This window comes from Streptomyces sp. NPDC001828 (assembly GCF_042892175.1).
Lineage (GTDB): Bacteria > Actinomycetota > Actinomycetes > Streptomycetales > Streptomycetaceae > Streptomyces.
On sequence record NZ_JBIATV010000006.1, the window covers coordinates 31,138 to 55,194 of the forward strand.

Below are 24,057 nucleotides of genomic sequence, written 5' to 3' on the forward strand. Positions count from 1 at the left end.
CGCGCGGCCCGGCCCCGGGGAGCCCCGCACGGGCCCGGCGTCGCTCTTACGCGGTCTTACTCCCCGGCTTCCTGCTACCGGCCGCGCGTTCTTCGTTACTGTCCTCCTGGGACAAGCGGAAGCGCGCGGTCGGTGCCCGGCCCGGCCGGGGCACCGCGGTAGAGATCAAGTGTGCTGGATCGGAACGGAGTTGGGGACATGGCGACGGTTCCTCCTGACAGCGGCGGGAGCGTAGCCCGGGAAGGTTATTACCCGGACCCCTCCATTCCCGGATATGTCCGGTACTGGAACGGGGCCTCCTGGGTGCCCGGCACGAGCCGGCCCGCCCCTGCCGTGGGCGAGGCACCGCCCAGCCCGCCGCCGGGCGCCGCGCCCGCCCCGGCGCCCTCGCTCGCCGCCGCCCCGCCGGTCCAGGCCGCTCCCGCCGAGGAGACGGGGCCGGTCTTCCTCGACGAGCCCGAGGCCTCGGCCGCCGCGCCGGGCCAGGACGCCCGCCCGCAGCCCGCCTGGCACGCGGACGCGGCCCACCAGTCCGGCTTCGGCGGCGACCAGGACCGCCGGATCTCCTGGGGCCGGCCGGTCGATCCGCGCGGAGTGCCCGAATCGGCCGACCCGCGCCGCCTGCCCGACCCCCGGCGCGCGGAGCCCGCGCAGTCCCCGCGGCCCGTACCGCCGGCGTCGTCCGCGCGGCCCGGCGGCGCGGTGCCGCACCAGAGCCAGCAGCAGTCCGCGCACTCCGCGCAGCCCGGCCGCCTCGCGGGGGCGATGCCGCCCGCCGCCGTCGAACCGCCTCCCGCGCGGGCCCAACTGCCCGCCGCCGCCGACCCGTTGGGCCCGGCGCCGACCGGCCGCGCGGACGGCTCGTACTCCGTACCCGTACAGCCCCAGCCGGTGCAGCCCCAGCCGGTACAGCCCCAGCCGGTGCGGGCACAACCCCTACAGGCGCAGCCGTCGCGGGCCGGGACCGTACAGCCGCAGCCGCAGCCCGTGCAGCCCGGGGCCGGTCAGCCGGCGCACTCCGGCGTGAGCGGGTCGCCGATGACGGCGGGGCCCGGGGGAGGGGCCGCGTCCTGGGCCCAGCAGGTGCACCGGCTCGCCCAGCCCGACCCGCAGCCGCAGGAACCGGTCGTGCCGTGGAAGCCCCCCGTCACCGACCCGTTCCTCGCGGCCGCCCAGGCGCAGGCCTCGGCAAGGCCCGCCGGACTCGGCAGGCGCCTGATCGCCCGGCTCGTCGACACCGTGCTGCTCGGCGCTCTCGTCGGGGGCCTCGCCGTGCCGCTCCTGACCCGGGTGGGCGACCACATCCAGGAGAAGATCGACGCGGCGAAGCTGTCGGGGCAGACGGTGACCGTCTACCTCCTCGACGGCACGACCGCGGGCTTCCTCGGCATCGTGCTCGGCGCCTTCCTCGTGCTCGGCCTGCTGTACGAGGCGCTGCCCACCGCCAAGTGGGGCCGCACGCTCGGCAAGCGGCTGTGCGGGGTGCAGGTGCGCGGCATCGAGTCCTACGAGCCGCCCACGTTCGGCCAGGCGGCACGGCGCTGGCTGGTCTACGGGGTGCTCGGGCTCTTCGCGGTCGGCGTGGTCAACGTGGTGTGGTGCGTGTTCGACCGGCCGTGGCGCCAGTGCTGGCACGACAAGGCGGCCCGCACCTTCGTCGCGCAGGGCTAGGGGCGCGGGGCTCGGGGCGTCCCCCCGGCGCGGGGCTCGGGGCGTCCCCCGAACGGCGTCCCCCCGGTCGCGGGGGCAACGCGCGCGCGTTGCACTACCGGCATGAGCACCGATCAGCCGCCGCCCGGTCAGCCGCCCGAGGACGACCCGTTCCTCAAGAAGCCGTCAGAGCCTCCGGGGGGCGGGTCTCCCTACGGTGGCGCGCAGCCGCCGCCCGCGGGCCCGCCGCCCGGTGACTCCCCCTACGGTTCGGGCCCGCCGCCCAGCGGCGCGGGCCCCTACGGCGCGCCACCGCCCCCGGGCGGCGGGGGTCCGTACGGCGGACCGCCTCCCCCCGGTGGCGGCTCGCCGTACGGCAGCGCGCCGCCACCGCCCTCCGACCCCTACGGGGGCGGGTACGGCGGTGTCGACCCGCTGGCCGGCATGCCGCCGCTCGCCGACTTCGGCAAGCGGTTCCTGGCCCGCGTCATCGACTTCCTCATCATCGCGATCCCGCTCGGCCTGATCGAGTGGGCCACCAGCAACCGGGTCGTCATCTCCACCACGGACAACGGCGACTCCGGCACCGAGGTGATCAGCAAGGCGTACTCCGGTACGGGTCTGCTCTGGCTGCTGATCACGCTCGTCGTCTACATCGGGTACGACACCCTGATGGTGTCCAAGTCCGGTCAGACGCTGGGCAAGAAGTGGCTGGGGCTGCGGGTCGCGATGCTCAACGACGGCAGTGTGCCCACCACCAACTCGGCGCTCGCCCGGGCCGCCGTGCTGTGGGCGCCGTTCGTGCTGTGCTGCTACTGCCTGTGGGACATCGTCCTGGCCATCACGATCGTGGCGGACAAGCCGTACCGGCAGGGCTGGCACGACAAGGCCGGCAAGACGGTGGTGGTGGTCTCAACCCCGCAGTGAGTGCTCGCGCGTGACCGCCCGCCGCTCGCGGGGGGCCGGGACACGCAGGTCGGCGGTCTCGACGACGGCCGCACGGTTCACCGGTGCCGCACCAGCGGCCGGGGCCGTGCGGTCGTTCGCGTTGGCGTCCGCGCGGGTCCGGCGGGACAGCGGCATCGGGACCGTCACGGCGACGAGCAGGCCGAGCAGGAGCGCGGCCAGGACGATGACCGCGACCCCGACGCCCGACTCGGTGCGGGAGAGCAGCAGCATGGCGACGGTCGAGAAGACGACGGTGGCCGAACCGTAGGAGAGCTGTGCGGCAGTGGGACGCGGCATGGCGTTATCCGTCCTCATGGTTCGGATAGGGGGGCGAGCCTCTCGACCGTTCTCAACCGGCGGCCCTGGCCACCGGATCGCACTGCCAAGCGACTCTACGACGGTCCATGCCCGAGGGGAACTGTTGGTAAGCGTGACCTAACCCACGGTGCCGGTGCACAGGGGGCGCACGGAGTCATTCCGCGAAGCGGCCCTGTCCACATGCCGAGACGTGCGCACCTGTTGTCCCGGTCTGTTACCACGTCCGTCACGTTCGGATAGCGGAACTGGCCTTCTGCATAATGTACTTGGCACGAACAAGTCAAGATCTGTCTTTTCTTTGGTAACTCCGGTCCAATGTCGTCACTTGAGACGCGTGTCGAGCACCGGAGCCAACCCCTCACCCCCCGGTTCCTGCCGGCCGCGGGGGAGGAAATCGTCAAGTGACCAGCAGTAGGAGGGCGGCCAGAGCCGCCGCCGTGCTCGTGGCTCTCGCCACGGCCGGCGCCACGGGCTCGGTGTACGCCACCGCCCAGGCGGATTCGAAGGCTCCGGTGGCGGTCCAGCGCCAGGACCCGTCGACGGCCAACGGCCAGGAGCACAACCTCAAGGGCCCGTTCACCGACCAGCAGGCCCAGCAGCGCCAGGCCGCGCTCGAAGGCGTGCTGTCCGGCAAGAAGCAGGTCGAGAAGCGCGGTGGCTCCGACGTCGTCAAGCTCAGCGACAAGAAGTACGTCGAGCTCGGCCGGCAGAAGACCGACAAGATCTTCACGATCCTGGTGGAGTTCGGCGACCAGGTCGACAACACCACCATGTACGACCCGGACGGTCCGGACGGCCCCAAGCCGCCGCAGCCCAAGTACGGCGGCAACCCCGGCCCGGCGCACAACCAGATAGCCAAGCCGGACCGGTCGAAGGACAACTCGACCGCCTGGCAGGCCGATTACAACCAGAAGCACTTCCAGGACCTGTACTTCGGTACGGGCAAGAACGTCAACTCGCTGAAGACGTACTACGAGAAGACGTCCTCGGGCCGCTACTCGGTCGACGGTCAGGTCACCGACTGGGTCAAGATCCCGTACAACGAGGCCCGTTACGGCTCCAACTACTGCGGCCAGACCAACTGCGCCAACGTGTGGGACACCGTCCGCGACGGCGTGAACGCCTGGGTCGCCGACCAGAAGGCCAAGGGCCAGACGGACGCGCAGATCAAGGCGACCCTGGGTCAGTACGACCAGTGGGACCGCAACGACTACAACAACAACGGCAACTTCAACGAGCCCGACGGCTACATCGATCACTTCCAGATCGTGCACGCCGGTGAGGACGAGTCCGCGGGCGGCGGCGTCCAGGGCACCAACGCCCTGTGGGCGCACCGCTGGTACGCGTACGGCACCGACGCGGGCAAGACCGGCCCCGCCTACAACAAGGCGGGCGGCACCCAGATCGGCGACACCGGGATGTGGGTCGGCGACTACACGATGCAGCCGGAGAACGGCGGGCTCGGCGTCTTCGCCCACGAGTACGGCCACGACCTCGGTCTGCCGGACCTCTACGACACCACCAACACCGCCGAGAACTCGGTCGGTTTCTGGTCGCTGATGTCGGCGGGCTCCTGGCTCGGCACCGGCAAGGACTCCATCGGAGACCTGCCCGGCGACATGACCGCCTGGGACAAGCTCCAGCTGGGCTGGCTCGACTACGCCTCGGTGAAGGCGGGTTCGAAGATCACCGCCAAGCTGGGCGTCTCGGAGTACAACACCAAGAACAACCAGGCGCTCGTCGTCGAGCTGCCCAAGAAGGAAGTCACCACCACCGTCGTGAAGCCCGTCGAGGGCACCAAGCAGTGGTGGAGCGGGATGGGTGACAACCTCAACAACACCCTGACCCGGTCGGTCGACCTGACCGGCAAGTCCAAGGCGTCCCTGGACCTTTCGGGCTGGTGGGACATCGAGAAGGACTACGACTTCCTCTACACCGAGGTCTCCACGGACAACGGCGCCAGCTGGACCGCGCTCGACGGCACCGCCGACGGCAAGGCCATCCCGCGCGACTCCAGCGACAAGCCGGCCCTGACCGACGCCTCGGGCGCGTACAAGAAGCTGTCGTACCCGCTCGACCAGTTCGCGGGCAAGCAGATCCAGCTCCGCTTCCGCTACCAGACCGACGGCGGCGCGGGCGGCAAGGGCTTCACCGCCGACGCGATCACCGTCACCGCCGACGGCACCGCCGTCGTCACCGACGGCGCCGAGGGCGGCGACAACGGCTGGACGGCGAAGAACTTCTCCCGCATCGGGGAGTCCTTCACCAACGACTACCCGCAGTACTACCTCGCGGAGAACCGCCAGTACGTCTCGTACGACCAGACCCTCAAGGTCGGCCCGTACAACTTCGGCTTCTCCACCACCCGTCCGAGCTGGGTCGAGCACTACCCGTACCAGCGGGGCCTGCTCATCTGGCTCTGGGACACCTCCCAGAAGGACAACAACGTCTCGGCCCACCCGGGCCAGGGCCTGATCCTGCCGGTCGACGCGCACGCCAAGCCGCTCAAGTGGGCCGACGGCACGTTGCTCCGCAACAAGATCCAGCCGTTCGACGCGCCGTTCAGCCAGTACCGGACGGACGCCTTCACGCTGCACAAGGCGGACGTGGCGACGAAGATCAAGTCGCAGCCCGGCGTCCCGGTCTTCGACGACCACAAGGGCACCTACTGGTACGCCGAGAACCCGACGGGCAGCGTCAAGGTTCCTGACACCAACACGCGGATCTCGATCGTCGACCAGCCGTCGAACGGCCAGACGATCACGGTGAAGGTCGGCACCTCCACCAAGTAATTCTCAAAACCGCAGGTCAAACCATGATCGGCCGTCGCCCTCTAGCGGGCGGCGGCCGATCGTGTTTAGGTGCGTCCTACGAGTCCTTATTGACAGCGGGTCCAACGCGTCGTCTTACAGGGGGAGTGGTCCGGCATGCCCGGCGGAGGTTTCTGCAAGCTGCCAGGCGGCAGCGTGGTCGTCGCGCTCACGCTGCCGAACCCGGCCGCGCCGGGTACGAACGTGCGCGTCCTGGTGCACGCCGTCAACCGTGCGCGAGCCCTGACCAGGCTGCGCAACCTGGGTCTGCGCGCGGTCTATCTGCGCGGCCAGACCGAGCCGCCGACCCTGGACGAGATCACGGCCGTCCTGCACCATCCGGACGGCCTGCTGTGGCGCACGGCCCCCGAGACCACCGAAGAGCTCTGGCACCCGATACGCGCCCTGCTCAAGTAGCCGCGCGCTACACCACGGGCTTGCCGGACAGCTCGACGCCGGCCGCCCGCATCTCCTCCAGGGCCGCCGAGGTGGTGTGCTCGGCCACCCCGGCCGTCAGGTCGAGCAGCACGGTCGTGGCGAACCCGGCCCGCACCGCGTCCAGGGCGGTGGCCCGCACGCAGTGGTCCGTGGCGATGCCGACCACGTCGACCTCGCCCACCTGCCGGGCCCGCAGCCAGTCCGCGAGCGAGAGCCCGTTCTCGTCGAGGCCCTCGAAGCCGCTGTAGGCGGCCGCGTACGCACCCTTGTCGAAGACCGCGTCGATGGCCCCGCTGGCGACCGCGGGGGCGAAGTTGGGGTGGAAGCCCACGCCCTCCGTGCCGGCCACGCAGTGCGGCGGCCAGGAGTGCTCGAAGTCGGGGGCGTCCGAGAAGTGCGCGCCCGGGTCGATGTGGTGGTCGCGGGTCGCCACCACATGGCGGTAGGCGGAGCCCGCCGCCTGGCCCACCAGGTCGGTGATCGCGGCGGCGACGTCCGAGCCGCCCGCGACCGCGAGGGAGCCGCCCTCACAGAAGTCGTTCTGGACGTCCACGACGATCAAGGCGCGGTGCATGTCGTCTTTCCTTCGGTCTGCGGGCCCGTCACGGGCGCTGTTCCTTGAGCGTAGAGACTTCGCGGGGCGCACGGCAGGGGGCAAACGGGGGCGGAAACCCTGCCGGGCGGCTCACACGTACTCGGTCGGGATGACCGGCTCGCCGCGCGAGAGCTGGCCCGCGGACATCGGCAGCGCGGCCAGCGCGTCGATGTGCCGCTCGCGGGCGGTGTCCAGCGGCTCGCGGGCCACCACCGTGCCGCCCTTGACCAGCTCGACCAGGAGCTGGCGGTCGGCGAGCGCGGTCGGCACGGCTCCGGTGCCGATGACCTCGGCCTCGGCGATCCCGTACGCGTCCGAGCGGCGCGCGGCCCACTTGCGGCCGCCCATCGAGGACTTCGCGCCGAGCGACTTCTTGGCGACGGGCTGCAGCGGGGCCTTCGGGTCGGCGGACTGGGCGCGGGCGACCAGCTTGTAGACCATCGAGCAGGTCGGGTGCCCGGAACCGGTTACCAGCTGGGTGCCCACCCCGTACGCGTCCACGGGGGCCGCGGCCAGCGAGGCGATGGCGTACTCGTCGAGGTCGGAGGTGACCACGATCTTGGTGTTGGTCGCGCCGAGCTCGTCGAGCTGCTGGCGCACCCGGTGGGCGACCAGGAGCAGGTCGCCCGAGTCGATGCGGACCGCGCCGAGCTCGGGCCCGGCGATCTCCACGGCCGTGCGTACCGCCTCGGCCACGTCGTACGTGTCGACCAGGAGGGTCGTGCCGCGGCCGAGCGAGTCGACCTGGGCCCGGAAGGCGTCCCGCTCGCTGTCGTGGAGCAGGGTGAAGGCGTGCGCGCTGGTGCCGACGGTGGGGATGCCGTAGCGGAAGCCGGCCGCGAGGTCGGATGTGGTGCTGAAGCCGCCGACGTAGGCGGCCCGCGCGGAGGCGACCGCGGACAGCTCGTGGGTGCGGCGCGCGCCCATCTCGATCAGCGGGCGCCCGCCGGCCGCGGCCGACATCCGGGAGGCGGCGGCCGCGATCGCGGAGTCGTGGTTGAGGATCGAGAGGATCACGGTCTCGAGCAGCACGCACTCGGCGAAGGAGCCCTCGACCCGCAGGATCGGCGAGCCCGGGAAGTAGACCTCGCCCTCGGGGTAGCCCCAGATGTCGCCGCTGAAGCGGTAGGAGGCGAGCCACCGCAGGGTGGGCTCGTCGACGATCCCCCGGTCGCGCAGGAAGCCGAGCACGTCCGCGTCGAAGCGGAAGTTCTCGACGGCGTCCAGGACGCGCCCGGTGCCCCCCACCACGCCGTAGCGCCTGCCCTCGGGGAGGCGGCGGGTGAAGACCTCGAAGACCGAGCGCCGGTCGGCCGTGCCGGCCTTCAGGGCGGCCTGGAGCATCGTGAACTCGTACTGGTCGGTGAAGAGCGCGGTCGACGGCACGTCCACCGGCAGACCGAGGTCCGGGGCATTCACAGCGAGCCACCTCGCCCTTTCGTCCGGGCCGGGCACACGCCGGCCGGGGATCCGGTAATGGGCCCCGAGAGCTGGGGCCTGGGGGGATGCTACCCCGAATACTCGTCACTCTGACGATTTCTAGGGTCCGTTTGTGCGATGACCGGCCCCGGGTGGCAGCATGGAGGCCGTGGCTGTCATTTCCGGGGGCCACTCCCGGGACCCCGGGAGCCGCGCTTCCCGGGCGTAACCCCCGGACCCCCGGCAGAGAGAAAAAGGTCGCCCAGAGTCGTGAGCGTCGCCCCCGTAGAGATCGAACGCCCCGAGTCGGCGGAGTCGGACCTTCCCGTCGCCGAGCCCGACGTGCCCTGGGTGACGCTCGTGCACAACGACCCCGTCAACCTGATGAGCTACGTCCAGTACGTCTTCCAGTCCTACTTCGGCTACTCGAAGGACAAGGCCCACAAGCTGATGCTCGACGTGCACCACAAGGGACGGGCCGTGGTCTCCAGCGGCAGCCGCGAGGAGATGGAACGCGACGTGCAGGCGATGCACGGCTACGGCCTGTGGGCCACGCTCACCCAGGACCGCGGCTGATGGCCGGGCACTTCGAGGCGCTGCCCCGCGGTGGCGCGGCCGTCGCGCTCGACGAGGTCGAGATCGCCATCCTGCGCTCGCTCGCCGTCCAGCTGCTCGAACTCATCGGGCCGGGCGACGAGCCGGCCGAGGACGAGGACCCGCTGGCCGCCCTGTTCGCCGAGGGACCGAGCGAACCGCCCGCCGACCCGGCGCTCGCCCGCCTCTTCCCCGAGGCGTACGCGAGCGAGGAGAGCGACGAACTGCGCGCCAAATCAAGCGAGTTCAGGCGGTTCACCGAGAACGACCTGCGGGCCCGCAAGCGCGCCGACGCCCTCGCGGTCGTCCACTGCCTCGACGGCCTGACCCCGAAGGGCGACGGCGGTGCCGTCCTGAAGCTGACCGCCGAGGACTCACGGCACTGGCTGGGCGCGCTCAACGACCTGCGGCTGACCATCGGCACCCGCCTGGACGTGACCGACGAGGACGAGAGCGGCGAGCTGTACCGGCTGCCGGACGACGATCCGCGCAAGCCGATGGTGATGGCGTATCTGTGGCTCGGTGTGCTGCAGGAAACACTCATCGAAACGCTCATGCCCTGAGCGATCGGCCTCTGGAAGGCCGTTCGCTCAGCGGACGCTCAAATCCGTATAACGATCCCATCACCACATCGACCTGCTTTGTCATGTCGAGGGACTTTTGTCCGCTTCTTCCTGTGGTCCCCGTCACAAAGGCCACTGGGGATCACCCATAAGGCCGTGATAAATCTTCACGACCACCCGGGGACGCCACCCATGTTCCCGGGGGCGCTTCGACCGGCTGACCGCCGGTGGCACTCCATCCACATCCGGGGGGATCAGGACCTGATCCGTCGCTTCGTGACCGAGGCGGGCGGGTCAGCATGGAGAAAGGCGCACCACCATGACCTCAGCGCAGGTCGACAAGCACGACGACCGTCCTGCCGGCAATGAGGCCGCGGGGACCGCCCACGGCGCGGGCGAAGGCTCGGGCGAGGGATACCAGCGGGGCCTCGGGGCCCGGCAGATCCAGATGATCGCGATCGGCGGTGCCATCGGCACCGGCCTCTTCCTCGGCGCGGGCAAGGCCATCTCGAAGGCCGGCCCCAGCCTCATCCTGGCCTACGCCATCGCGGGCCTGGTCATCTTCTTCATCATGCGCGCCCTCGGCGAGCTGCTCATGTACCGCCCGGTGTCGGGCTCCTTCTCGGAGTACGCCCGTGAGTTCGTCGGCCCCTTCTGGGGCTTCGTGACCGGCTGGACGTACTGGCTCTTCTGGGTCGTCACCGGCATCACCGAAGTCACCGCGGCCGCCCAGTACATGTCCTTCTGGACCCACGGCACCATCCCGCAATGGGCCTACGCGCTGATCTTCACGCTCATCCTGTACGCCGTGAACCTCATCTCCGTGAAGCTCTTCGGCGAGCTGGAGTTCTGGTTCTCGATGGTCAAGGTGACGGCCATCGTCGGCATGATCCTGATCTGCGCCGGCATCCTCACCGTCGGCTTCTCGGACGCGGCGGACACCGCCACCGTCGCCAACCTCTGGAGCGACGGCGGGTTCTTCCCCAAGGGCATCGGCGGCACGCTGATGACCCTGCAGATCGTGATGTTCGCCTTCCTCGCCGTCGAGCTGGTCGGTGTGACCGCGGGCGAGTCCAAGGACCCCGAGAAGACCCTGCCCAAGGCCATCAACACCGTGCCGTGGCGCATCGCCGTCTTCTACATCGGCGCCCTGATCATGATCCTCTCGGTCGTCCCGTGGCACGAGTTCCAGCCGGGCGTCAGCCCCTTCGTCGCCGCGTTCCAGAAGATGGGCCTCGGACTCGGTGCGGGCATCGTCAACTTCGTCGTGCTGACCGCCGCGCTCTCCTCCTGCAACTCGGGCATGTACTCCACCGGCCGCATGCTGCGCGACCTCGCGCTCAACGGCCAGGGCCCGAAGGCCTTCACCAAGCTCACCAAGAGCGGCACTCCGCTGATCGGCACCACGGTCTCCGCCGCCCTGATGCTGGTCGGCGTGTGGATCAACTACGTGGCGCCCGGCAAGGCCTTCGACTACGTGGTCTCCTTCGCCACCATCTCCGGCATGTGGGCCTGGATCATGATCCTGGTCTGCCAGATCCGCTACCGCCGCCAGTCGGACGCCGGCGCACTGCCGAAGTCCAGCTTCCGCGCCCCCGGGGCCCCGTACACCAGCTGGTTCGCGCTGCTCTTCATCTTCATGGTCATCGTGATGATGGGCATCGACAAGGACTCCCGCGTCTCGCTCTACTGCGCGCCGCTGTGGGCCCTGATCCTGGGCGTCTCCTACCTCGTCCTGCGGGCCAAGAACCCCGAGAACAAGGCGTTCGCCAAGCGCGACTAAGTCTCCGACCAGCACGTTCTCACCATGCGGGCCGTTACGTATCGCACCTCGATACGGGACGGCCCGCATGCTTATCCTTGCCGACATGCTGACCATCACCCAGGCCCTGTACGACCAGCTCGTCGCGCACGCCCGCGCCGACCACCCCGACGAGGCGTGCGGTGTGGTCGCGGGCCCGGCCGGCACCGGCCGCGCCGAGCGCTTCATCCCGATGCTGAACGCGGCCCGGTCGCCCACGTTCTACGAGTTCGACTCGCAGGACCTGCTGAAGCTCTACCGCGAGATGGACGACCGCGACGAGGAGCCGGTGATCGTCTACCACTCCCACACCGCGACCGAGGCCTACCCCTCCCGCACCGACGTCACCTATGCCAATGAGCCCGGCGCGCACTACGTCCTGGTGTCGACGGCGGACACGGACGGAGCCGGGGAGTTCCAGTTCCGCTCGTACCGCATCGTGGACGGCGTGATCACGGAGGAAGACGTAAGGGTCGTAGAGGCCTACTGACGGATACGCGAGCCCGGTGATCCCGCATACTGTGCGTACGCACTTTTTGATCATCGGGCGGCAGGGCCCAGGAAGCCGGTGCGAATCCGGCACGGTCCCGCCACTGTGACCGGCCCCGTGGCAAGCGCCCCGGAGCCGGAAGCCAGGAACTGACCTGCCGCCTTCTCCCGACGACAGGGGACGTGGAAATCCCCTTGGAGGAGCTCAGCCATGCTCTGGCGCCGTGCGGCCCTGGCCGCCGCCCTGCTGTTCCCGCTCGCCGCGTGCACCACCCAGGCGAAGCCCGAAGCCGGCGGCGCCACCGCCCCCGGCTTCCCCTACACGGTCACCAACTGCGGGGTGACGACGACGTTCACCGCGCCCCCCAAGCGGGCGGTGACGATGAACCAGCACGCCACGGAGGTGATGCTGGAGCTGGGCCTCGCCAAGTCCCTTGCCGGAACCGCCTACTTGGACGACAAGGTGCTGGCGAAGTACGCGGCGGACTACCGCTCGGTGCCGGTCCTCGCCGCCGAGTACCCCTCGTACGAGAAGCTCCTGGCGGCCAACCCGGACTACGTCTACGGCGGCTACGCCTCGGCGTTCGCCGCGAACGAGGGGCGCGGGCGCGAGGCGCTCGCCAAGAGCGGCATCAAGTCCCGCCTCAACGTGGAGAACTGCCCCAAGGGGGCGGCGACCACGATGGACGACGTCTACCAGGAGGTCCGCGAGGTGGGCCGCACCTTCGGCGTCGGTGACCGCGCGGAGTCGTGGATCCGCTCGGCCGAGACCACCAACGAACGCACCCGGTCGGCGCGCAAGGACAAGGCGCCCACCCCGGTCTTCGTCTACGACAGCGGCGACAAGACGGCGTTCACGGTGGGCGGCAAGGGCATAGGCAACGACATCGTGACCCGCGCGGGCGGTCGCAACGTCTTCGCGGACGACCTGAAGACGGCCTCCTTCGGCGACGCGAGCTGGGAGAACGTGGTGGCCCGCGCCCCCGAGACCATCCTGATCCTCGACTACGGCGGCACGAGCGTCGACGCCAAGAAGAAGCGGCTGCGCGACGACCCGGCCCTCGCCTCCGTCCCCGCCGTCAAGAACAACCGCTTCGCCGTCCTGCCCCTCTCCGACATGGTCACCGGCGTCCGCGCGCCGGACGCGGTCGCCAAGCTGGCCGCGCAGCTCGGGGCGGGGGAGTGAGCGGTGCCGCCGTCGCCGCGGGCCCGCTCGTGACGGCCCGTTGGCGCTACTCCCTCGTCCTCGCGGGGCTCACGCTGGTGCTGGTCGCCGGCGCCGTCGCGGGGCTCGCGCTCGGCTCGGTGCGGATCCCCGCGGGCCAGGTCCTCGCGATCGTCGACGGCAGCGCCGAGCCGAGCCCGTACCGCACGATCGTCCTGGAGGTCAGGGCGCCCCGCGTCGTGCTCGGCGCCCTCACCGGTGCCGGGCTCGCCGTCATCGGGACCGTGCTCCAGGCCCTCGTGCGCAACCCGCTCGCCGACCCGTTCCTGCTCGGCGTCTCCAGCGGCGCCTCCGCCGGAGCCGTCGCCGTGATCGTGCTCGGGGTCGGGGCCGGAGTGGCCACCACCGTCGCCCTGCCGGCCGCCGCCTTCGCGGGCGCGCTCGCCGCCCTCGTCCTCGTGTACGCCCTGGCCCGGCGCGCGGGCTCCATGACGGGCGGCCGCCTGGTGCTGGCCGGCGTCGCCGTCTCGTACGTCCTGTCGGCGCTCACCAGCCTCATCCTGGTCACCTCGGCCAGCGCCGAGCACGCCCAGGAGGTCCTGCACTGGACGCTCGGCGGACTCGGCGGCGCCCGCTGGGACATGCTCGCGCTGCCCGCCGTCGCCCTCACCCTCGGCACGCTCGTCCTGATCGCGCTCGCCCGCCCGCTCGACCTGCTCCTCGTCGGCGAGGAGGGCGCGGGCGCCCTCGGCCTCGACACCGGCCGCTTCCGCGCCGGAGTCTTCGTCCTCGCCTCCCTGCTCACCGGCGTCCTCGTCGCCTACACCGGGGCGATCGGCTTCGTCGGCCTGATGGTTCCGCACGCCGCCCGCATGGCCGTCGGCGCCGCCCACCGCACCCTGCTGCCCGTGGCGGCCCTCGGCGGGGCCGCCTTCCTGGTCCTCGCCGACCTCGCGGCCCGTACCGTCGCCGCCCCGCGCGACATCCCCGTCGGCGTCCTCACCGCGCTCACCGGCGGCCCGTTCTTCCTGTGGATGCTGCGCGGCCACGGCACCCGCACGGAAGGCGGCCCCGCATGACGACCCTGCGCACCGAGTCGCTCTCGTACACCACGCCCCAGGGCCGCACCCTGCTCCACGACATCACCCTTGGCGCCGCCGACGGCGAGACCGTCGGCCTGGTCGGCCCCAACGGCAGCGGCAAGACGACCCTGCTCCGCTGCGTCTACGCCGCCCTGCGCCCGACCGCCGGACGCGTCCTGCTCGACGACGCCGACCTGCACGCGCTGCCGGTCAAGGCCCGCGCCCGGCGCATCGCGACCGTCCCGCAGGACGCCGACGCGGGAGGCATCGAGCTGACCGTCCGCGAGATCGTCGCCATGGGCCGCTCCCCGCACCACCGCTTCTGGGAGGCCGACACCACCGCCGACCACACCCTGGTGCGCGAGGCGCTCGCCCGCGTCGGCATCGCCGGCCTCGCCGACCGCCCCTTCCCGTCGCTGTCCGGCGGCGAACGCCAGCGCGCCCTGGTCGCCCGGGCCCTCGTACAGCAGCCGGACGTCGTCGTCCTGGACGAGCCGACCAATCACCTCGACATCCGCTACCAGCTCGAAGTCCTTTCCCTGGTAAGGGAGTTGGGCACGGTCAACCTGCTGGCCCTGCACGACCTGAATCTCGCCGCGTACTACTGCGACCGCGTCTGCGTCCTGGCGGCCGGCCGCATCGTCGCCTCGGGGCCGCCCGCCGACGTGCTGACCGCCGACCTGCTCGGCGCGGTGTACGGGGTGAACGCCGAGGTGAGCGTCCATCCGGTCACCGGCGCGCCCACCGTCGTCTACCTGCCGCCGACCGGCGCCCGGGTTCCGCCGGCATCCGGGCTGCCCACATCCTGAGCGGGATCCGTCCGGCATGCGAGATCACATTCCGGGAAGCGGACCGGGAATCTATACGATGACCCCATGGTTTCGAACGACGTGAGCGACAAGACGCCGAGCAGCGGTCCCGCCCTGCTGCTCGTGGCGCGGCTGCACGTCGACCTGTGCCGGCTCGCCAGCGCGATCTGTACGGCCCGCGCAGCCGCCGTCTGACGCCGCGCGCCGAGACCAACGCACCACCGCACGCCCCGGCGTGCGGCGCGCGGACCCGAGCCCGAGCCGCGCCCACCTGCCTCTTCCTTCCGATCAGGAGCCCACGCCATGGCCATCGAGGTCCGCATCCCGACCATCCTCCGCACCTACACCGACGGCGCCAAGGCCGTCGAGGGCAGCGGCGCCACCCTCGCCGACCTCTTCAACGACCTCGACGCCCGGCACACCGGCATCCGCGAGCGCATCGTCGACGGCGACAACCTGCGCCGCTTCGTGAACGTGTACCTCAACGACGAGGACGTCCGCTTCCTCGACGGCATCAACACCCAGCTCGCCGACGGCGACAACGTGACGATCCTGCCCGCGGTCGCGGGCGGTTCCGTCTGAGATGCGTTACGACTCCGCTCTCGCCGCGGTCGGCAACACCCCGCTGGTCCTGCTCCCGCGTCTGTCCCCCTCGGACGACGTACGGATCTGGGCCAAGCTGGAGGACCGCAACCCGACCGGCTCCGTCAAGGACCGGCCGGCCCTCCACATGGTCGAACAGGCCGAGAAGGACGGCCGGTTGACGCCGGGCTGCACCATCCTGGAGCCCACCAGCGGCAACACCGGCATCTCGCTCGCGATGGCCGCGAAGCTCAAGGGCTACCGCATCGTGTGCGTGATGCCGGAGAACACCTCCCAGGAGCGGCGCGACCTGCTGGCGATGTGGGGCGCCGAGATCGTGTCGTCCCCGGCGGCGGGCGGCTCCAACACGGCGGTGCGGGTCGCCAAGGAGCTGGCCGAGCGGAACCCGTCCTGGGTGATGCTCTACCAGTACGGAAACCCGGACAACGCGGGCGCCCACTACGCCACCACGGGCCCCGAGATCCTCACCGACCTGCCCTCCATCACCCACTTCGTGGCGGGCCTCGGCACCACCGGAACCCTGATGGGCGTCGGCCGCTACCTGCGCGAGAACGTCCCCGGCATCCAGATCGTCGCCGCCGAACCCCGCTACGACGACCTGGTCTACGGCCTGCGCAACCTGGACGAGGGCTTCGTGCCCGAGCTGTACGACGCCTCGGTCCTGACCACCCGCTTCTCGGTCGGCTCGGCCGACGCGGTCACCCGCACCCGGGAGCTCCTCCAGCAGGAGGGCATCTTCGCGGGCGTCTCCACCGGCGCCGCCCTGCACGCGGCGATCGGCGTCGGCAAGAAGGCCGTCAAGGCGGGCACCCCCGCCGACATCGTCTTCGTCGTCGCCGACGGCGGCTGGAAGTACCTCTCGACCGGTGTCTACACCGCGCCGACCACCGAGGCCGCGATCGAGACCCTGCACGGCCAGCTCTGGGCCTGACGGGCCGTAGGGCCCGGCGGCCGGCGGCCCGCCAAGCCGTCGTGCGAGGGGCCGGGGTCCGTCACCCCGCCAGGTGACGGACCTGGTCCCACAGGGCCGGGTCCACCACACCCACCCGGCGGCGGAAGGCCCACACCCCGACCTCGCGCAGCTCGTCGGTCTCCAGGAAGCTGGGCCGCCCGTGCGCGTCGGCCACCGTGCCCGGCGGCAGCGGAATCACCCCGGCCCGCTCGTCGTGGTACTTGCTGGTGATCTTCACGACCGTGGCCGCGTCACCCCGCACCCGCAGCACCAGACACGGCCGGTCCTTGGCGCCCGGCACGTCCTCGTACGGCACCTGCGCCCACCAGATCTCCCCGGCCTTCGGCAGCCGGCCCGGCGCCTGCCCGGGACCGGCCGGACGGCCGGGCGGCCGGGTGCGCCCACCCGGCCGGCGCCGCGCGCGCCCGCGCCCGTCCATCAGAGCCGCGACGGCCGCGAGCGCCACCACGGCCCCCAGGGCCAGCCACCACGACGTGTCCATAGCGCAGACGTTACCGGCGCACCACCCGTGGCGCGCGCTCCCTGACAACACCATCCGAACCGGTGACAGCGCAGGTGAGTTCCCCCACAACGGCCCGCTCCAAAGGAGCGAGGGGCCTTGGCGCGCCTTACGCTCGATCCACCGCGGCCCTTCCCCGCGGCCTCCCCGCCAGCCCCGTCCGCCCCCTCAACGACAGGCTTCGCCTGGCCCCTCTGTTCCGGAGGTTCACGCTCCATGAAGCTCACCGTCGTCGGCTGTTCCGGGTCGTTCCCGTCCGCGGAATCGGCCTGCAGCAGCTACCTCCTCGAGGCGGACGGCTTCCGGCTGCTCCTCGACATGGGCAACGGGGCCCTCGGTGAGCTGCAGCGCCACATCGGCCTGTACGACCTGGACGCGATCTTCCTGTCCCATCTGCACGCCGACCACTGCATCGACATGTGCGGCTACTTCGTGGCCCGCTACTACCGCCACGAGGGCGGCCGCTGCGCCCCCATGCCGGTGTACGCGCCGGAGGGCGCCGAGCAGCGCCTGACCACGGCGTACGCGGACACGCCCTCCGCGTCCTCGATGAGCGAGGTCTTCGACTTCCACACCCTGAAGCCGGGCACGTTCGACATCGGCCCCTTCTCGGTGCGTACGGAACGGGTCTGCCACCCCGTCGAGGCGTACGGCATCCGTGTCGAGCACGCCGGATCCACGCTCGCCTACTCCGGCGACACCGGGGTCTGCGCCGCCCTGGATGAACTGGCCGAGGGCGCCGACCTGTTCCTGTGCGAGGCGTCCTTCACGTACGGCAAGGAGGACATCCCGGCGCTGCACCTCAACGGCCGCGAGGCCGGCGAGCACGCGGCCCGGGCCGGGGCGGGCCGCCTGGTCCTCACCCACATCCCGCCGTGGACGGACGCGGAGGTCAACCTGGCGGACGCCCGCGCGGTCTACGCCGGTCCGACGGAACTGGCCGCGCCGGGCGCGGTCTACGAGTTCTGACCGCGCCCCGCTTGGCGCGGGCACGCGAAAGGGCCCCCGGAACCGTTCGGTTCCGGGGGCCCTCTCGTCAGGCGTGGGCGGGGCTTACTTGGCCTCGGCCTTGGCCAGCTCCGCCAGCTCCTCGTCGGACTCGCGGCCCGGCGTCGGCAGGTTGAACTTGGTGATCGCGAACCGGAAGATCACGTAGTAGAGCGCCGCGAAGCAGAGGCCGACCAGCGCGAGTCCCCACGGGTTGGTCGCGATGCCCAGGTTGAGGAAGTAGTCGACCGCGCCGGCCGAGAAGCCGAAGCCGTCCTTCATCCCGAGGGACCAGGTCAGCGCCATGGAGACACCGGTGAGCACCGCGTGGATCGCGTAGAGGACCGGGGCGATGAACATGAAGGTGAACTCGATCGGCTCGGTCACACCGGTCACGAAGGCGGTGGCCGCGAGCGAGAACATCATGCCGCCGACGACCTTGCGGCGCTCGGGGCGGGCGCAGTGGGTGATCGCGAGGCAGGCCGCCGGGAGGGCGAACATCATGATCGGGAAGAAGCCCGTCATGAACTGGCCGGCGGACGGGTCGCCCGCGAGGAAGCGGGCGATGTCGCCGCTCTTGCCGTCGTACGAACCGGCCTGGAACCAGGGGAAGGAGTTGAGCAGGTGGTGCATGCCGACCGGGATCAGCGCGCGGTTGGCGACACCGAAGATGCCGGCGCCGACCGCGCCCGAACCGACCAGCCACTCACCGAAGTTGTGCAGACCCGTACCGAGGACCGGCCAGATCAGACCGAAGACGATGCCGACGAGCAGACCCGCGAAGGCCGACAGGATCGGCACCAGGCGGCGGCCGCCGAAGAAGCCCGCCCAGTCGGGCAGCTTGGTCCGGTAGAACTTCTGGTACAGCAGGGCGACGATGACGCCCATGACGACACCGCCGAGCACACCGGCGTTCACCGGGGCGGCGTTCATGACTATCTTGCCGTCGACGACCGACGCGACCTTCGGGAGGTTGCTGTCGGTGAAGGTGGCGAGCACCTTCTGGAAGACGAGGTAGCCGGTCACGGCCGCCAGGGCGGTCGAGCCGTCCGACTTCTTGGCGAAGCCGATCGCGATGCCGACGCAGAACAGCAGCGCCATGTTGTCGAGCAGGGCCCCGCCACCGGCGGCCATGTAGCTGGCCAGCTTGTGGATGAACTCCGGGAACGAGGGGCGGCCGAGCATGTCCGGCTGTCCGAAGCGGACCAGCAGTGCGGCGGCGGGCAGCACGGCGACCGGCAGCATCAGGCTGCGGCCGATGCGCTGCATGACAGCCATCGCGCCGGCGCCCTTCTTCTTCGTGGCCGCGGGGGCGGCACTGGCCGTACTCACAACATCCTCCAGTAGGCAAGGCGCCGCCCGGGGGCATGGGAAAATACGGGGGGACGGCGGCGTCTCAGGGGAACGCGGTCAAGCCCGCGTGGTCTACACCAATGAGTGGTGTAGACCAGTTGTAGCACGGTGAGGGTTAGATAAGGAACCTTCGTTTTTTGTGGTCTGAGCCATACCTGGCAATACGGGCAACACCGACTCCGCGCCGTGACCTTTCCGTAGCCGCGCCGAGCCCCGAACGGCCCCCGGACGGCGCGTGGGTGGCCCCCGGGACGACGTGCGAAGGCCCCCGGACCGAAGGGTCCGAGGGCCTTGCCGGTCCGGGCCGAAAAGCCCGGCGAAAGGAGGGCGCCGAGAAGGGGCGCCTACGCCTTGATGTTCTCCTCTTCCAGCTCGTCCGCGTCGGGCTCGCGCCCCGGCGTCTGGAGGTTGAACTTGGTGATCGCGAAGCGGAAGACCGCGTAATAGACCACCGCGAAGCACAATCCGATCGGAATGATCATCCAGGGCTTCGTCGCCAGGCCCCAGTTGATGACGTAGTCGATCAATCCCGCCGAGAAGCTGAAGCCGTCCTTGACGCCGAGCGCCCAGCTCACGGCCATCGACACACCGGTGAGCACCGCGTGGATCGCGTACAGCAGGGGCGCGATGAAGACGAAGGAGTACTCGATCGGCTCGGTGATGCCGGTGACCAGCGAGGTCAGGCCGACCGAGAGCATCATGCCGCCGACCTCCTTGCGGCGGTGCGGCTTGGCGCAGTGCGTGATCGCGAGGGCGGCCGCGGGCAGCGCGAACATCATGATCGGGAAGAAGCCCGTCTGGAACTGGCCGGCCGTCGGGTCGCCCGCGAGGAACCGCGGGATGTCGCCGTGCACGACCGTGCCGTCCGGCTTGGTGAAGTCGCCGAACTGGAACCAGATGAAGGTGTTCAGGAACTGGTGCAGACCGATCACGAGCAGCGCGCGGTTGGCCACACCGAAGATGCCCGACCCCCACGAGCCGAGGTCCACGAGCCACTTGCTGAAGCTGGTCAGCGCGTCACCGACCGGCGGCCAGACCCACAGGCACAGGACCGCGAACACGATCGCGATCCCGGCCATGATGATCGGCACGAGCCGGCGCCCGTTGAAGAAGCCCAGCCAGTCCACCAGCTTCGTACGGTGGAAGCGCTGCCAGAAGTACGCCGTCAGCAGGCCCATCACGATGCCGCCGAAGACGCCGGGGTTCTGGTAGGTCGCGAGGACCGCCGTGCCGTCCTTGGCGACGCACGCGCCGGCCGTCAGCGTCGAGCCGGCGGCGCAGTCCTTCGGGAACATCAGGAGGACCCCGTAGTAGACGAGGAAGCCGGCCACCGCCGCGAGCGCGGTCGAGCCGTCGGACTTCTTCGCCATGCCGATCGCGACGCCCACGCAGAACAGCAGGGGCAGTCCGAGCGAGCCGTTGAGCAGGGCGCCGCCCGCGCCGTTGAACACCTTGGCGACGTCGTCCCAGCCGAGCCCGGTCTTGCCGAACATGTCGTCCTGGCCGAACCGGTTGAGAATGCCCGCCGCGGGCAGCACGGCGATCGGCAGCTGGAGGCTGCGGCCCATTTTCTGCAGCCCCTGGAACAGTCCGTTCCACCACTTGGGCTGCGGCACTGCGGCCGCGCTGCTGGCACTCATCGGCAACCTCCAGGCTTGCGGAACAAGCCGGCTCGGGCGGTCGTTGCAAACTGGTGTAGACCAGTTGCGGTATCGTCCGGAGGGGCCCCTCGCGGGACATGGCTCCGGTGATCGCCATCCTTGGCCAGGCAGAATGCGCCCGCGCGCATAGCTGGGCCAAACGTGGGTTACCGTGACAAAGCGGACCTACCGTGGGCCGACACAGCGTTCTTCAAGAACCAGGAGAGACACATGGCCAGCAAGGCTGAGAAGATCGTCGCCGGCCTCGGCGGTATCGAGAACATCGAGGAAGTCGAAGGCTGCATCACGCGCCTGCGCACCGAGGTCATCGACCCGAGCAAGGTCGACGAGGCCGCGCTCAAGGCCGCCGGCGCCCACGGCGTCGTCAAGATGGGCACCGCCGTCCAGGTCGTCATCGGCACCGACGCGGACCCCATCGCCGCGGACATCGAAGACATGATGTGAGTCGCTGACCCACACCGCCGAAGGTCGGCCCCCGACGGGGCCGGCCTTTCGCGTACGCACACACCTGCCGCCCGCCCGGAACCCCCGCCCGCGCGGAACGCACCAGCGGCGGCATCACCTAGGCTCATAGCCATGTCTCGAATCGACGGCCGCACCCCCGAACAGCTCCGCCCCGTCACCATCGAACGCGGATGGAGCAAGCACGCCGAGGGCTCCGTCCTCGTCTCCTTCGGCGACACCAAGGTCTTCTGCACCGCCTCCGTCACCGAAGGCGTCCCGCGCTGGCGCAAGGGCAGCGGCGAAGGCTGGGTCACCGCCGAATACTCGATGCTGCCCCGCTCCACCAACACCCGCGGCGACCGCGAATCCGTGCGCGGCAAGATCGGCGGCCGCACCCACGAGATCTCCCGCCTCATCGGCCGCTCGCTGCGCGCCGTCATCGACTACAAGGCGCTCGGCGAGAACACCATCGTCCTGGACTGCGACGTCCTCCAGGCCGACGGCGGCACCCGCACCGCGGCCATCACCGGCGCCTACGTCGCCCTCGCCGACGCCATCACCTGGGCCCAGGGCAAGAAGCTCGTCAAGCACGGCCGCAAGCCGCTCACCGGCACCGTCTCCGCCGTCTCCGTCGGCATCGTCGACGGCGCCCCGCTCCTCGACCTCTGCTACGAGGAGGACGTGCGCGCCGAGACCGACATGAACGTCGTCTGCACCGGCGACGGCCGCTTCGTCGAGGTCCAGGGCACCGCCGAGGCCGAGCCCTTCGACCGCAAGGAGCTCAACGCCCTCCTCGACCTCGCCACCGGAGGCTGCGCCGATCTCGCGGCGCTCCAACTCCGCGCGCTCGCCGCGGTGTCCGGAGAGTAAAGAGGCAACCAGGCAGGGCGCTCCCCGCGTCCCTACGGGCACGGGCGTACGGGTCGACCGTGCGCCCGTCCGTACCTTCCGGAGCGCCGTCCAGGGCGCCTTCCGGAACTCCCGGGGGAGGACCCGACCGATGCGCCGAACCGTGCTCGCCGTCGCCACCGCGGCCCTGGCCGTCACCGTCACCGCGGGCTGCGGGGCCATCGACAAGGCGATCGACTGCGTCAACACCGCGGACGCCATCGGCACCAGCGTCGGCAACCTCGGCCGCGCCGTCGGCAACGCCACGGACAACCCCGCGCAGGCCGGCCAGGCGCTCGACGACATCGACAAGGAGCTGTCGTCCCTGAAGGGCAAGACCGGCGACGCCGACCTGTCCAAGGCCGTCGACGACCTCGACAAGGCCGTGGGCAACGTCCGCATTGCCATCAAGAACGGCGACAACACCCCGGACATCAGCGGCGTCACCGACGCGGCCAAGGAAGTCGGCAAGGTCTGCACGCCCTGAGCCGGCGGCCCCGGTCGGGCCCCCGATACTGGTGGGCATGACCCGCCTGATCCTCGCCACCCGCAACGCCGGCAAAATCACCGAGCTGCACGCCATCCTCGCCGCCGCCGGGCTGCCCCACGAACTCGTGGGCGCCGACGCGTACCCCGAGATCCCCGACGTCAGGGAAACCGGCGTCACCTTCGCCGAAAACGCCCTCCTCAAGGCACACGCCCTGGCCCGGGCGACCGGCCTGCCCGCCGTCGCCGACGACTCCGGCCTCTGCGTGGACGTCCTCAACGGCGCCCCCGGCATCTTCTCGGCCCGCTGGTCCGGCACCCACGGCGACGACCAGGCCAACCTGGACCTCCTGCTCGCCCAGCTCTCCGACATCGCCGACGAACACCGCGCCGCCCACTTCGCCTGCGCCGCGGCCCTTGCCCTGCCCGACGGCACGGAACGCGTGGTCGAGGGCCGCCTCCTCGGCACCCTGCGCCACACCCCCGCGGGCAGGGGCGGCTTCGGCTACGACCCGATCCTCCAGCCGGACGGCGACACCCGAACGTGCGCGGAGCTGACGGCCGACGAGAAGAACGCGATCAGCCACCGGGGCCAGGCGTTCCGGGCGCTGGTGCCGGTGGTGCGGGAGCTGGTGGGCTGACACGCCAACGGCGTGGTTTCCCCCGCCTCGGGGGAAGCCACGCCGTTCCGTTTCGGTGCGCCCGGTCGGATTCGAACCGACAGACACGACCACCTAAAGATCGCCGCTCAGCCCTTGGCGTACGGGCGCGCATCCAGCCCACACTCTACTGGGCGAAGCCCGCGCCCGGGGGCCCGTATCCGGCGGACCGGGGCCGCTCGCGCAGATCCGCCCGGCCGCCCCGGAACCATCCGCGTCAGCCGCCTCGGACCATCCACGCCGACGGTCCCGGGATCAGATCCCGAGATCCTTGATGATCTTGGCGACATGGCCCGTGGCCTTCACGTTGTACAGGGCGCGCTCCACCTTGCCCTCCTCGTCCACGACCACCGTCGAGCGGATGACTCCCGTCACCGTCTTGCCGTACAGCTTCTTCTCGCCGTACGCCCCGTACGCCTCCAGGACCTCCTTCGAGGGGTCGCCGACCAGCGTGACCTTCAGGGACTCCTTCTCGCGGAACTTCGCCAGCTTCTCGGGCTTGTCGGGGGACACGCCGATGACGTCGTAACCGGCGCCCGCGAGCAGCTCCAGGTTGTCCGTGAAGTCGCAGGCCTGCTTGGTGCAGCCGGGGGTGAGGGCGGCCGGGTAGAAGTACACGATGACCTTGCGGCCCTTGTGTGCGGCGAGCGAGACGTCGTTGCCGTCGGCGTCGGGCAGGGTGAAGGCGGGGGCGGTGTCGCCGGGCTGAAGTCGCTCGCTCATGGGGTTTCCTCCGGAAAGGCCGAGGGGGTGGCGTACACCGACAGAGCCTAATGGGGGCCTGTGACAGTGCATTGGCGGCGGAGCTGACAGACTGTGGATG

At 70.7% G+C, this 24,057-nt stretch carries 26 protein-coding genes, 1 tRNA gene and 1 riboswitch; of the genes, 19 read left to right on the plus strand and 8 right to left on the minus strand.

Translation table 11 applies throughout. From position 1 onward, the window contains the following. The first annotated feature begins 198 nt into the window (after positions 1 to 198). Together ACFYZA_RS18525 and ACFYZA_RS18530 are read left to right on the plus strand one after the other, a co-directional pair. Positions 199 to 1,671 carry an RDD family protein gene (locus ACFYZA_RS18525; protein WP_388491609.1) on the plus strand — a complete coding sequence of 491 codons (1,473 nt, stop codon included), beginning with the start codon at positions 199 to 201 and terminating at the stop codon, positions 1,669 to 1,671. Positions 1,672 to 1,773: 102 nt separating this feature from the next. Next, positions 1,774 to 2,577: an RDD family protein gene (locus ACFYZA_RS18530; RefSeq protein WP_388491612.1), complete on the plus strand. Its 804-nt coding sequence runs from the start codon at positions 1,774 to 1,776 to the stop codon at positions 2,575 to 2,577. On the opposite strand, the gene ACFYZA_RS18535 is transcribed toward ACFYZA_RS18530, so the two are convergent. After that, a complete protein-coding gene (locus ACFYZA_RS18535) occupies positions 2,563 to 2,895 on the minus strand; it encodes a hypothetical protein (protein ID WP_388491614.1) in 333 nt (110 codons plus the stop codon). The genes ACFYZA_RS18530 and ACFYZA_RS18535 overlap by 15 nt on opposite strands. 422 nt (positions 2,896 to 3,317) lie before the next feature. Here ACFYZA_RS18535 and ACFYZA_RS18540 point away from each other — a divergent pair, with 422 nt between their 5' ends. Continuing rightward, positions 3,318 to 5,708, plus strand: a complete 2,391-nt coding sequence (locus tag ACFYZA_RS18540; protein WP_382592065.1) for an immune inhibitor A domain-containing protein — start codon at positions 3,318 to 3,320, stop codon at positions 5,706 to 5,708. Positions 5,709 to 5,843: 135 nt separating this feature from the next. Then, positions 5,844 to 6,143 carry a hypothetical protein gene (locus ACFYZA_RS18545; RefSeq protein ID WP_100578583.1) on the plus strand — a complete coding sequence of 100 codons (300 nt, stop codon included), beginning with the start codon at positions 5,844 to 5,846 and terminating at the stop codon, positions 6,141 to 6,143. 7 nt (positions 6,144 to 6,150) lie between these two features. Here the strand turns inward: ACFYZA_RS18545 and ACFYZA_RS18550 are convergent, their stop codons facing one another. Both ACFYZA_RS18550 and ACFYZA_RS18555 read right to left on the minus strand, forming a co-directional pair. Continuing rightward, a complete protein-coding gene (locus ACFYZA_RS18550; RefSeq protein ID WP_388491618.1) occupies positions 6,151 to 6,738 on the minus strand; it encodes an isochorismatase family protein in 588 nt (195 codons plus the stop codon). A gap of 111 nt (positions 6,739 to 6,849) precedes the next feature. Then, the gene (locus ACFYZA_RS18555) at positions 6,850 to 8,178 is read right to left on the minus strand and encodes a nicotinate phosphoribosyltransferase (RefSeq protein ID WP_388491621.1); all 1,329 of its coding nucleotides are present in this window, start codon (positions 8,176 to 8,178) and stop codon (positions 6,850 to 6,852) included. Positions 8,179 to 8,448: 270 nt separating this feature from the next. Here ACFYZA_RS18555 and clpS point away from each other — a divergent pair, with 270 nt between their 5' ends. The 10 genes from clpS (at position 8,449) to ACFYZA_RS18605 (ending at position 16,215) form a co-directional block, all read left to right on the plus strand. Continuing rightward, positions 8,449 to 8,754 (plus strand): ATP-dependent Clp protease adapter ClpS, encoded by a 306-nt coding sequence (gene clpS, locus ACFYZA_RS18560; protein WP_382592075.1) that lies wholly within the window; start codon positions 8,449 to 8,451, stop codon positions 8,752 to 8,754. Next, positions 8,754 to 9,335 (plus strand): DUF2017 domain-containing protein, encoded by a 582-nt coding sequence (locus tag ACFYZA_RS18565; protein WP_382592078.1) that lies wholly within the window; start codon positions 8,754 to 8,756, stop codon positions 9,333 to 9,335. The genes clpS and ACFYZA_RS18565 overlap by 1 nt, the downstream gene beginning before the upstream one ends. 319 nt (positions 9,336 to 9,654) lie before the next feature. Further along, positions 9,655 to 11,118 carry an amino acid permease gene (locus ACFYZA_RS18570; protein ID WP_382592081.1) on the plus strand — a complete coding sequence of 488 codons (1,464 nt, stop codon included), beginning with the start codon at positions 9,655 to 9,657 and terminating at the stop codon, positions 11,116 to 11,118. 85 nt (positions 11,119 to 11,203) lie between these two features. Further along, positions 11,204 to 11,626: a Mov34/MPN/PAD-1 family protein gene (locus tag ACFYZA_RS18575; RefSeq protein ID WP_100578666.1), complete on the plus strand. Its 423-nt coding sequence runs from the start codon at positions 11,204 to 11,206 to the stop codon at positions 11,624 to 11,626. Positions 11,627 to 11,667: 41 nt separating this feature from the next. After that, positions 11,668 to 11,803, plus strand: a riboswitch (cobalamin riboswitch). 33 nt (positions 11,804 to 11,836) lie between these two features. Then, complete coding sequence (locus tag ACFYZA_RS18580; RefSeq protein WP_388491626.1) at positions 11,837 to 12,811, plus strand: ABC transporter substrate-binding protein; 975 nt, start codon at positions 11,837 to 11,839, stop codon at positions 12,809 to 12,811. Further along, complete coding sequence (locus ACFYZA_RS18585) at positions 12,808 to 13,869, plus strand: FecCD family ABC transporter permease (RefSeq protein WP_388491629.1); 1,062 nt, start codon at positions 12,808 to 12,810, stop codon at positions 13,867 to 13,869. The genes ACFYZA_RS18580 and ACFYZA_RS18585 overlap by 4 nt, the downstream gene beginning before the upstream one ends. Further along, positions 13,866 to 14,681, plus strand: a complete 816-nt coding sequence (locus ACFYZA_RS18590; protein WP_382592091.1) for an ABC transporter ATP-binding protein — start codon at positions 13,866 to 13,868, stop codon at positions 14,679 to 14,681. The genes ACFYZA_RS18585 and ACFYZA_RS18590 overlap by 4 nt, the downstream gene beginning before the upstream one ends. A gap of 66 nt (positions 14,682 to 14,747) precedes the next feature. Beyond that, positions 14,748 to 14,876 carry a putative leader peptide gene (locus tag ACFYZA_RS18595; RefSeq protein WP_264198279.1) on the plus strand — a complete coding sequence of 43 codons (129 nt, stop codon included), beginning with the start codon at positions 14,748 to 14,750 and terminating at the stop codon, positions 14,874 to 14,876. A gap of 108 nt (positions 14,877 to 14,984) precedes the next feature. Then, positions 14,985 to 15,263 carry a MoaD/ThiS family protein gene (locus tag ACFYZA_RS18600; protein ID WP_100578573.1) on the plus strand — a complete coding sequence of 93 codons (279 nt, stop codon included), beginning with the start codon at positions 14,985 to 14,987 and terminating at the stop codon, positions 15,261 to 15,263. A 1-nt stretch (position 15,264) separates the two neighbouring features. Continuing rightward, positions 15,265 to 16,215 carry a PLP-dependent cysteine synthase family protein gene (locus ACFYZA_RS18605; RefSeq protein WP_388491632.1) on the plus strand — a complete coding sequence of 317 codons (951 nt, stop codon included), beginning with the start codon at positions 15,265 to 15,267 and terminating at the stop codon, positions 16,213 to 16,215. 61 nt (positions 16,216 to 16,276) lie between these two features. Here ACFYZA_RS18605 and ACFYZA_RS18610 read toward each other — a convergent pair whose 3' ends face one another. Beyond that, positions 16,277 to 16,738, minus strand: coding sequence for a type II toxin-antitoxin system PemK/MazF family toxin (locus ACFYZA_RS18610; protein ID WP_382592099.1), 462 nt, complete (start codon positions 16,736 to 16,738; stop codon positions 16,277 to 16,279). 234 nt (positions 16,739 to 16,972) lie between these two features. Between ACFYZA_RS18610 and ACFYZA_RS18615 the strand changes: the two genes are divergently transcribed. Next, positions 16,973 to 17,725 (plus strand): MBL fold metallo-hydrolase, encoded by a 753-nt coding sequence (locus ACFYZA_RS18615; RefSeq protein WP_382592102.1) that lies wholly within the window; start codon positions 16,973 to 16,975, stop codon positions 17,723 to 17,725. A gap of 84 nt (positions 17,726 to 17,809) precedes the next feature. Here ACFYZA_RS18615 and ACFYZA_RS18620 read toward each other — a convergent pair whose 3' ends face one another. Both ACFYZA_RS18620 and ACFYZA_RS18625 read right to left on the minus strand, forming a co-directional pair. Next, positions 17,810 to 19,075: a PTS transporter subunit EIIC gene (locus ACFYZA_RS18620; RefSeq protein ID WP_382592105.1), complete on the minus strand. Its 1,266-nt coding sequence runs from the start codon at positions 19,073 to 19,075 to the stop codon at positions 17,810 to 17,812. Between the two features lie 365 nt (positions 19,076 to 19,440). After that, positions 19,441 to 20,736 carry a PTS transporter subunit EIIC gene (locus ACFYZA_RS18625; RefSeq protein WP_161256925.1) on the minus strand — a complete coding sequence of 432 codons (1,296 nt, stop codon included), beginning with the start codon at positions 20,734 to 20,736 and terminating at the stop codon, positions 19,441 to 19,443. A 231-nt stretch (positions 20,737 to 20,967) separates the two neighbouring features. On the opposite strand from ACFYZA_RS18625, the gene ACFYZA_RS18630 reads away from it, so the two are divergent. From ACFYZA_RS18630 to rdgB, 4 genes are all read left to right on the plus strand, one after another. Further along, positions 20,968 to 21,201, plus strand: coding sequence for a glucose PTS transporter subunit EIIB (locus ACFYZA_RS18630; protein ID WP_053729485.1), 234 nt, complete (start codon positions 20,968 to 20,970; stop codon positions 21,199 to 21,201). A 132-nt stretch (positions 21,202 to 21,333) separates the two neighbouring features. Further along, positions 21,334 to 22,071, plus strand: coding sequence for a ribonuclease PH (gene rph, locus ACFYZA_RS18635; protein WP_382592110.1), 738 nt, complete (start codon positions 21,334 to 21,336; stop codon positions 22,069 to 22,071). A gap of 130 nt (positions 22,072 to 22,201) precedes the next feature. Continuing rightward, a complete protein-coding gene (locus ACFYZA_RS18640) occupies positions 22,202 to 22,576 on the plus strand; it encodes a hypothetical protein (protein ID WP_388491638.1) in 375 nt (124 codons plus the stop codon). Between the two features lie 37 nt (positions 22,577 to 22,613). Next, the gene (rdgB, locus tag ACFYZA_RS18645; protein WP_382592116.1) at positions 22,614 to 23,216 is read left to right on the plus strand and encodes an RdgB/HAM1 family non-canonical purine NTP pyrophosphatase; all 603 of its coding nucleotides are present in this window, start codon (positions 22,614 to 22,616) and stop codon (positions 23,214 to 23,216) included. 56 nt (positions 23,217 to 23,272) lie between these two features. On the opposite strand, the gene ACFYZA_RS18650 is transcribed toward rdgB, so the two are convergent. Together ACFYZA_RS18650 and bcp are read right to left on the minus strand one after the other, a co-directional pair. Next, positions 23,273 to 23,345, minus strand: a tRNA-Leu gene (locus ACFYZA_RS18650). 144 nt (positions 23,346 to 23,489) lie between these two features. Then, positions 23,490 to 23,957: a thioredoxin-dependent thiol peroxidase gene (gene bcp, locus ACFYZA_RS18655; protein ID WP_100578563.1), complete on the minus strand. Its 468-nt coding sequence runs from the start codon at positions 23,955 to 23,957 to the stop codon at positions 23,490 to 23,492. Between the last annotated feature and the right edge of the window lie 100 nt (positions 23,958 to 24,057).

Excerpts from the sequence above, each read along its gene's own strand:
- ACFYZA_RS18530 (WP_388491612.1), top strand. The coding sequence starts at position 1,774 with ATGAGCACCGATCAGCCGCCGCCCGGTCAGCCGCCCGAGGACGACCCG.
- ACFYZA_RS18525 (WP_388491609.1), top strand. The coding sequence starts at position 199 with ATGGCGACGGTTCCTCCTGACAGCGGCGGGAGCGTAGCCCGGGAAGGT.
- ACFYZA_RS18550 (WP_388491618.1), bottom strand. The coding sequence starts at position 6,738 with ATGCACCGCGCCTTGATCGTCGTGGACGTCCAGAACGACTTCTGTGAG.
- ACFYZA_RS18630 (WP_053729485.1), top strand. The coding sequence starts at position 20,968 with ATGGCCAGCAAGGCTGAGAAGATCGTCGCCGGCCTCGGCGGTATCGAG.
- ACFYZA_RS18595 (WP_264198279.1), top strand. The coding sequence starts at position 14,748 with ATGGTTTCGAACGACGTGAGCGACAAGACGCCGAGCAGCGGTCCCGCC.
- ACFYZA_RS18605 (WP_388491632.1), top strand. The coding sequence starts at position 15,265 with ATGCGTTACGACTCCGCTCTCGCCGCGGTCGGCAACACCCCGCTGGTC.
- ACFYZA_RS18575 (WP_100578666.1), top strand. The coding sequence starts at position 11,204 with ATGCTGACCATCACCCAGGCCCTGTACGACCAGCTCGTCGCGCACGCC.
- bcp (WP_100578563.1), bottom strand. The coding sequence starts at position 23,957 with ATGAGCGAGCGACTTCAGCCCGGCGACACCGCCCCCGCCTTCACCCTG.
- ACFYZA_RS18580 (WP_388491626.1), top strand. The coding sequence starts at position 11,837 with ATGCTCTGGCGCCGTGCGGCCCTGGCCGCCGCCCTGCTGTTCCCGCTC.
- ACFYZA_RS18600 (WP_100578573.1), top strand. The coding sequence starts at position 14,985 with ATGGCCATCGAGGTCCGCATCCCGACCATCCTCCGCACCTACACCGAC.
- ACFYZA_RS18625 (WP_161256925.1), bottom strand. The coding sequence starts at position 20,736 with ATGAGTGCCAGCAGCGCGGCCGCAGTGCCGCAGCCCAAGTGGTGGAAC.
- rph (WP_382592110.1), top strand. The coding sequence starts at position 21,334 with ATGTCTCGAATCGACGGCCGCACCCCCGAACAGCTCCGCCCCGTCACC.
- ACFYZA_RS18615 (WP_382592102.1), top strand. The coding sequence starts at position 16,973 with ATGAAGCTCACCGTCGTCGGCTGTTCCGGGTCGTTCCCGTCCGCGGAA.
- ACFYZA_RS18640 (WP_388491638.1), top strand. The coding sequence starts at position 22,202 with ATGCGCCGAACCGTGCTCGCCGTCGCCACCGCGGCCCTGGCCGTCACC.
- ACFYZA_RS18570 (WP_382592081.1), top strand. The coding sequence starts at position 9,655 with ATGACCTCAGCGCAGGTCGACAAGCACGACGACCGTCCTGCCGGCAAT.
- ACFYZA_RS18610 (WP_382592099.1), bottom strand. The coding sequence starts at position 16,738 with ATGGACACGTCGTGGTGGCTGGCCCTGGGGGCCGTGGTGGCGCTCGCG.
- ACFYZA_RS18565 (WP_382592078.1), top strand. The coding sequence starts at position 8,754 with ATGGCCGGGCACTTCGAGGCGCTGCCCCGCGGTGGCGCGGCCGTCGCG.
- rdgB (WP_382592116.1), top strand. The coding sequence starts at position 22,614 with ATGACCCGCCTGATCCTCGCCACCCGCAACGCCGGCAAAATCACCGAG.
- ACFYZA_RS18590 (WP_382592091.1), top strand. The coding sequence starts at position 13,866 with ATGACGACCCTGCGCACCGAGTCGCTCTCGTACACCACGCCCCAGGGC.
- ACFYZA_RS18535 (WP_388491614.1), bottom strand. The coding sequence starts at position 2,895 with ATGCCGCGTCCCACTGCCGCACAGCTCTCCTACGGTTCGGCCACCGTC.
- ACFYZA_RS18545 (WP_100578583.1), top strand. The coding sequence starts at position 5,844 with ATGCCCGGCGGAGGTTTCTGCAAGCTGCCAGGCGGCAGCGTGGTCGTC.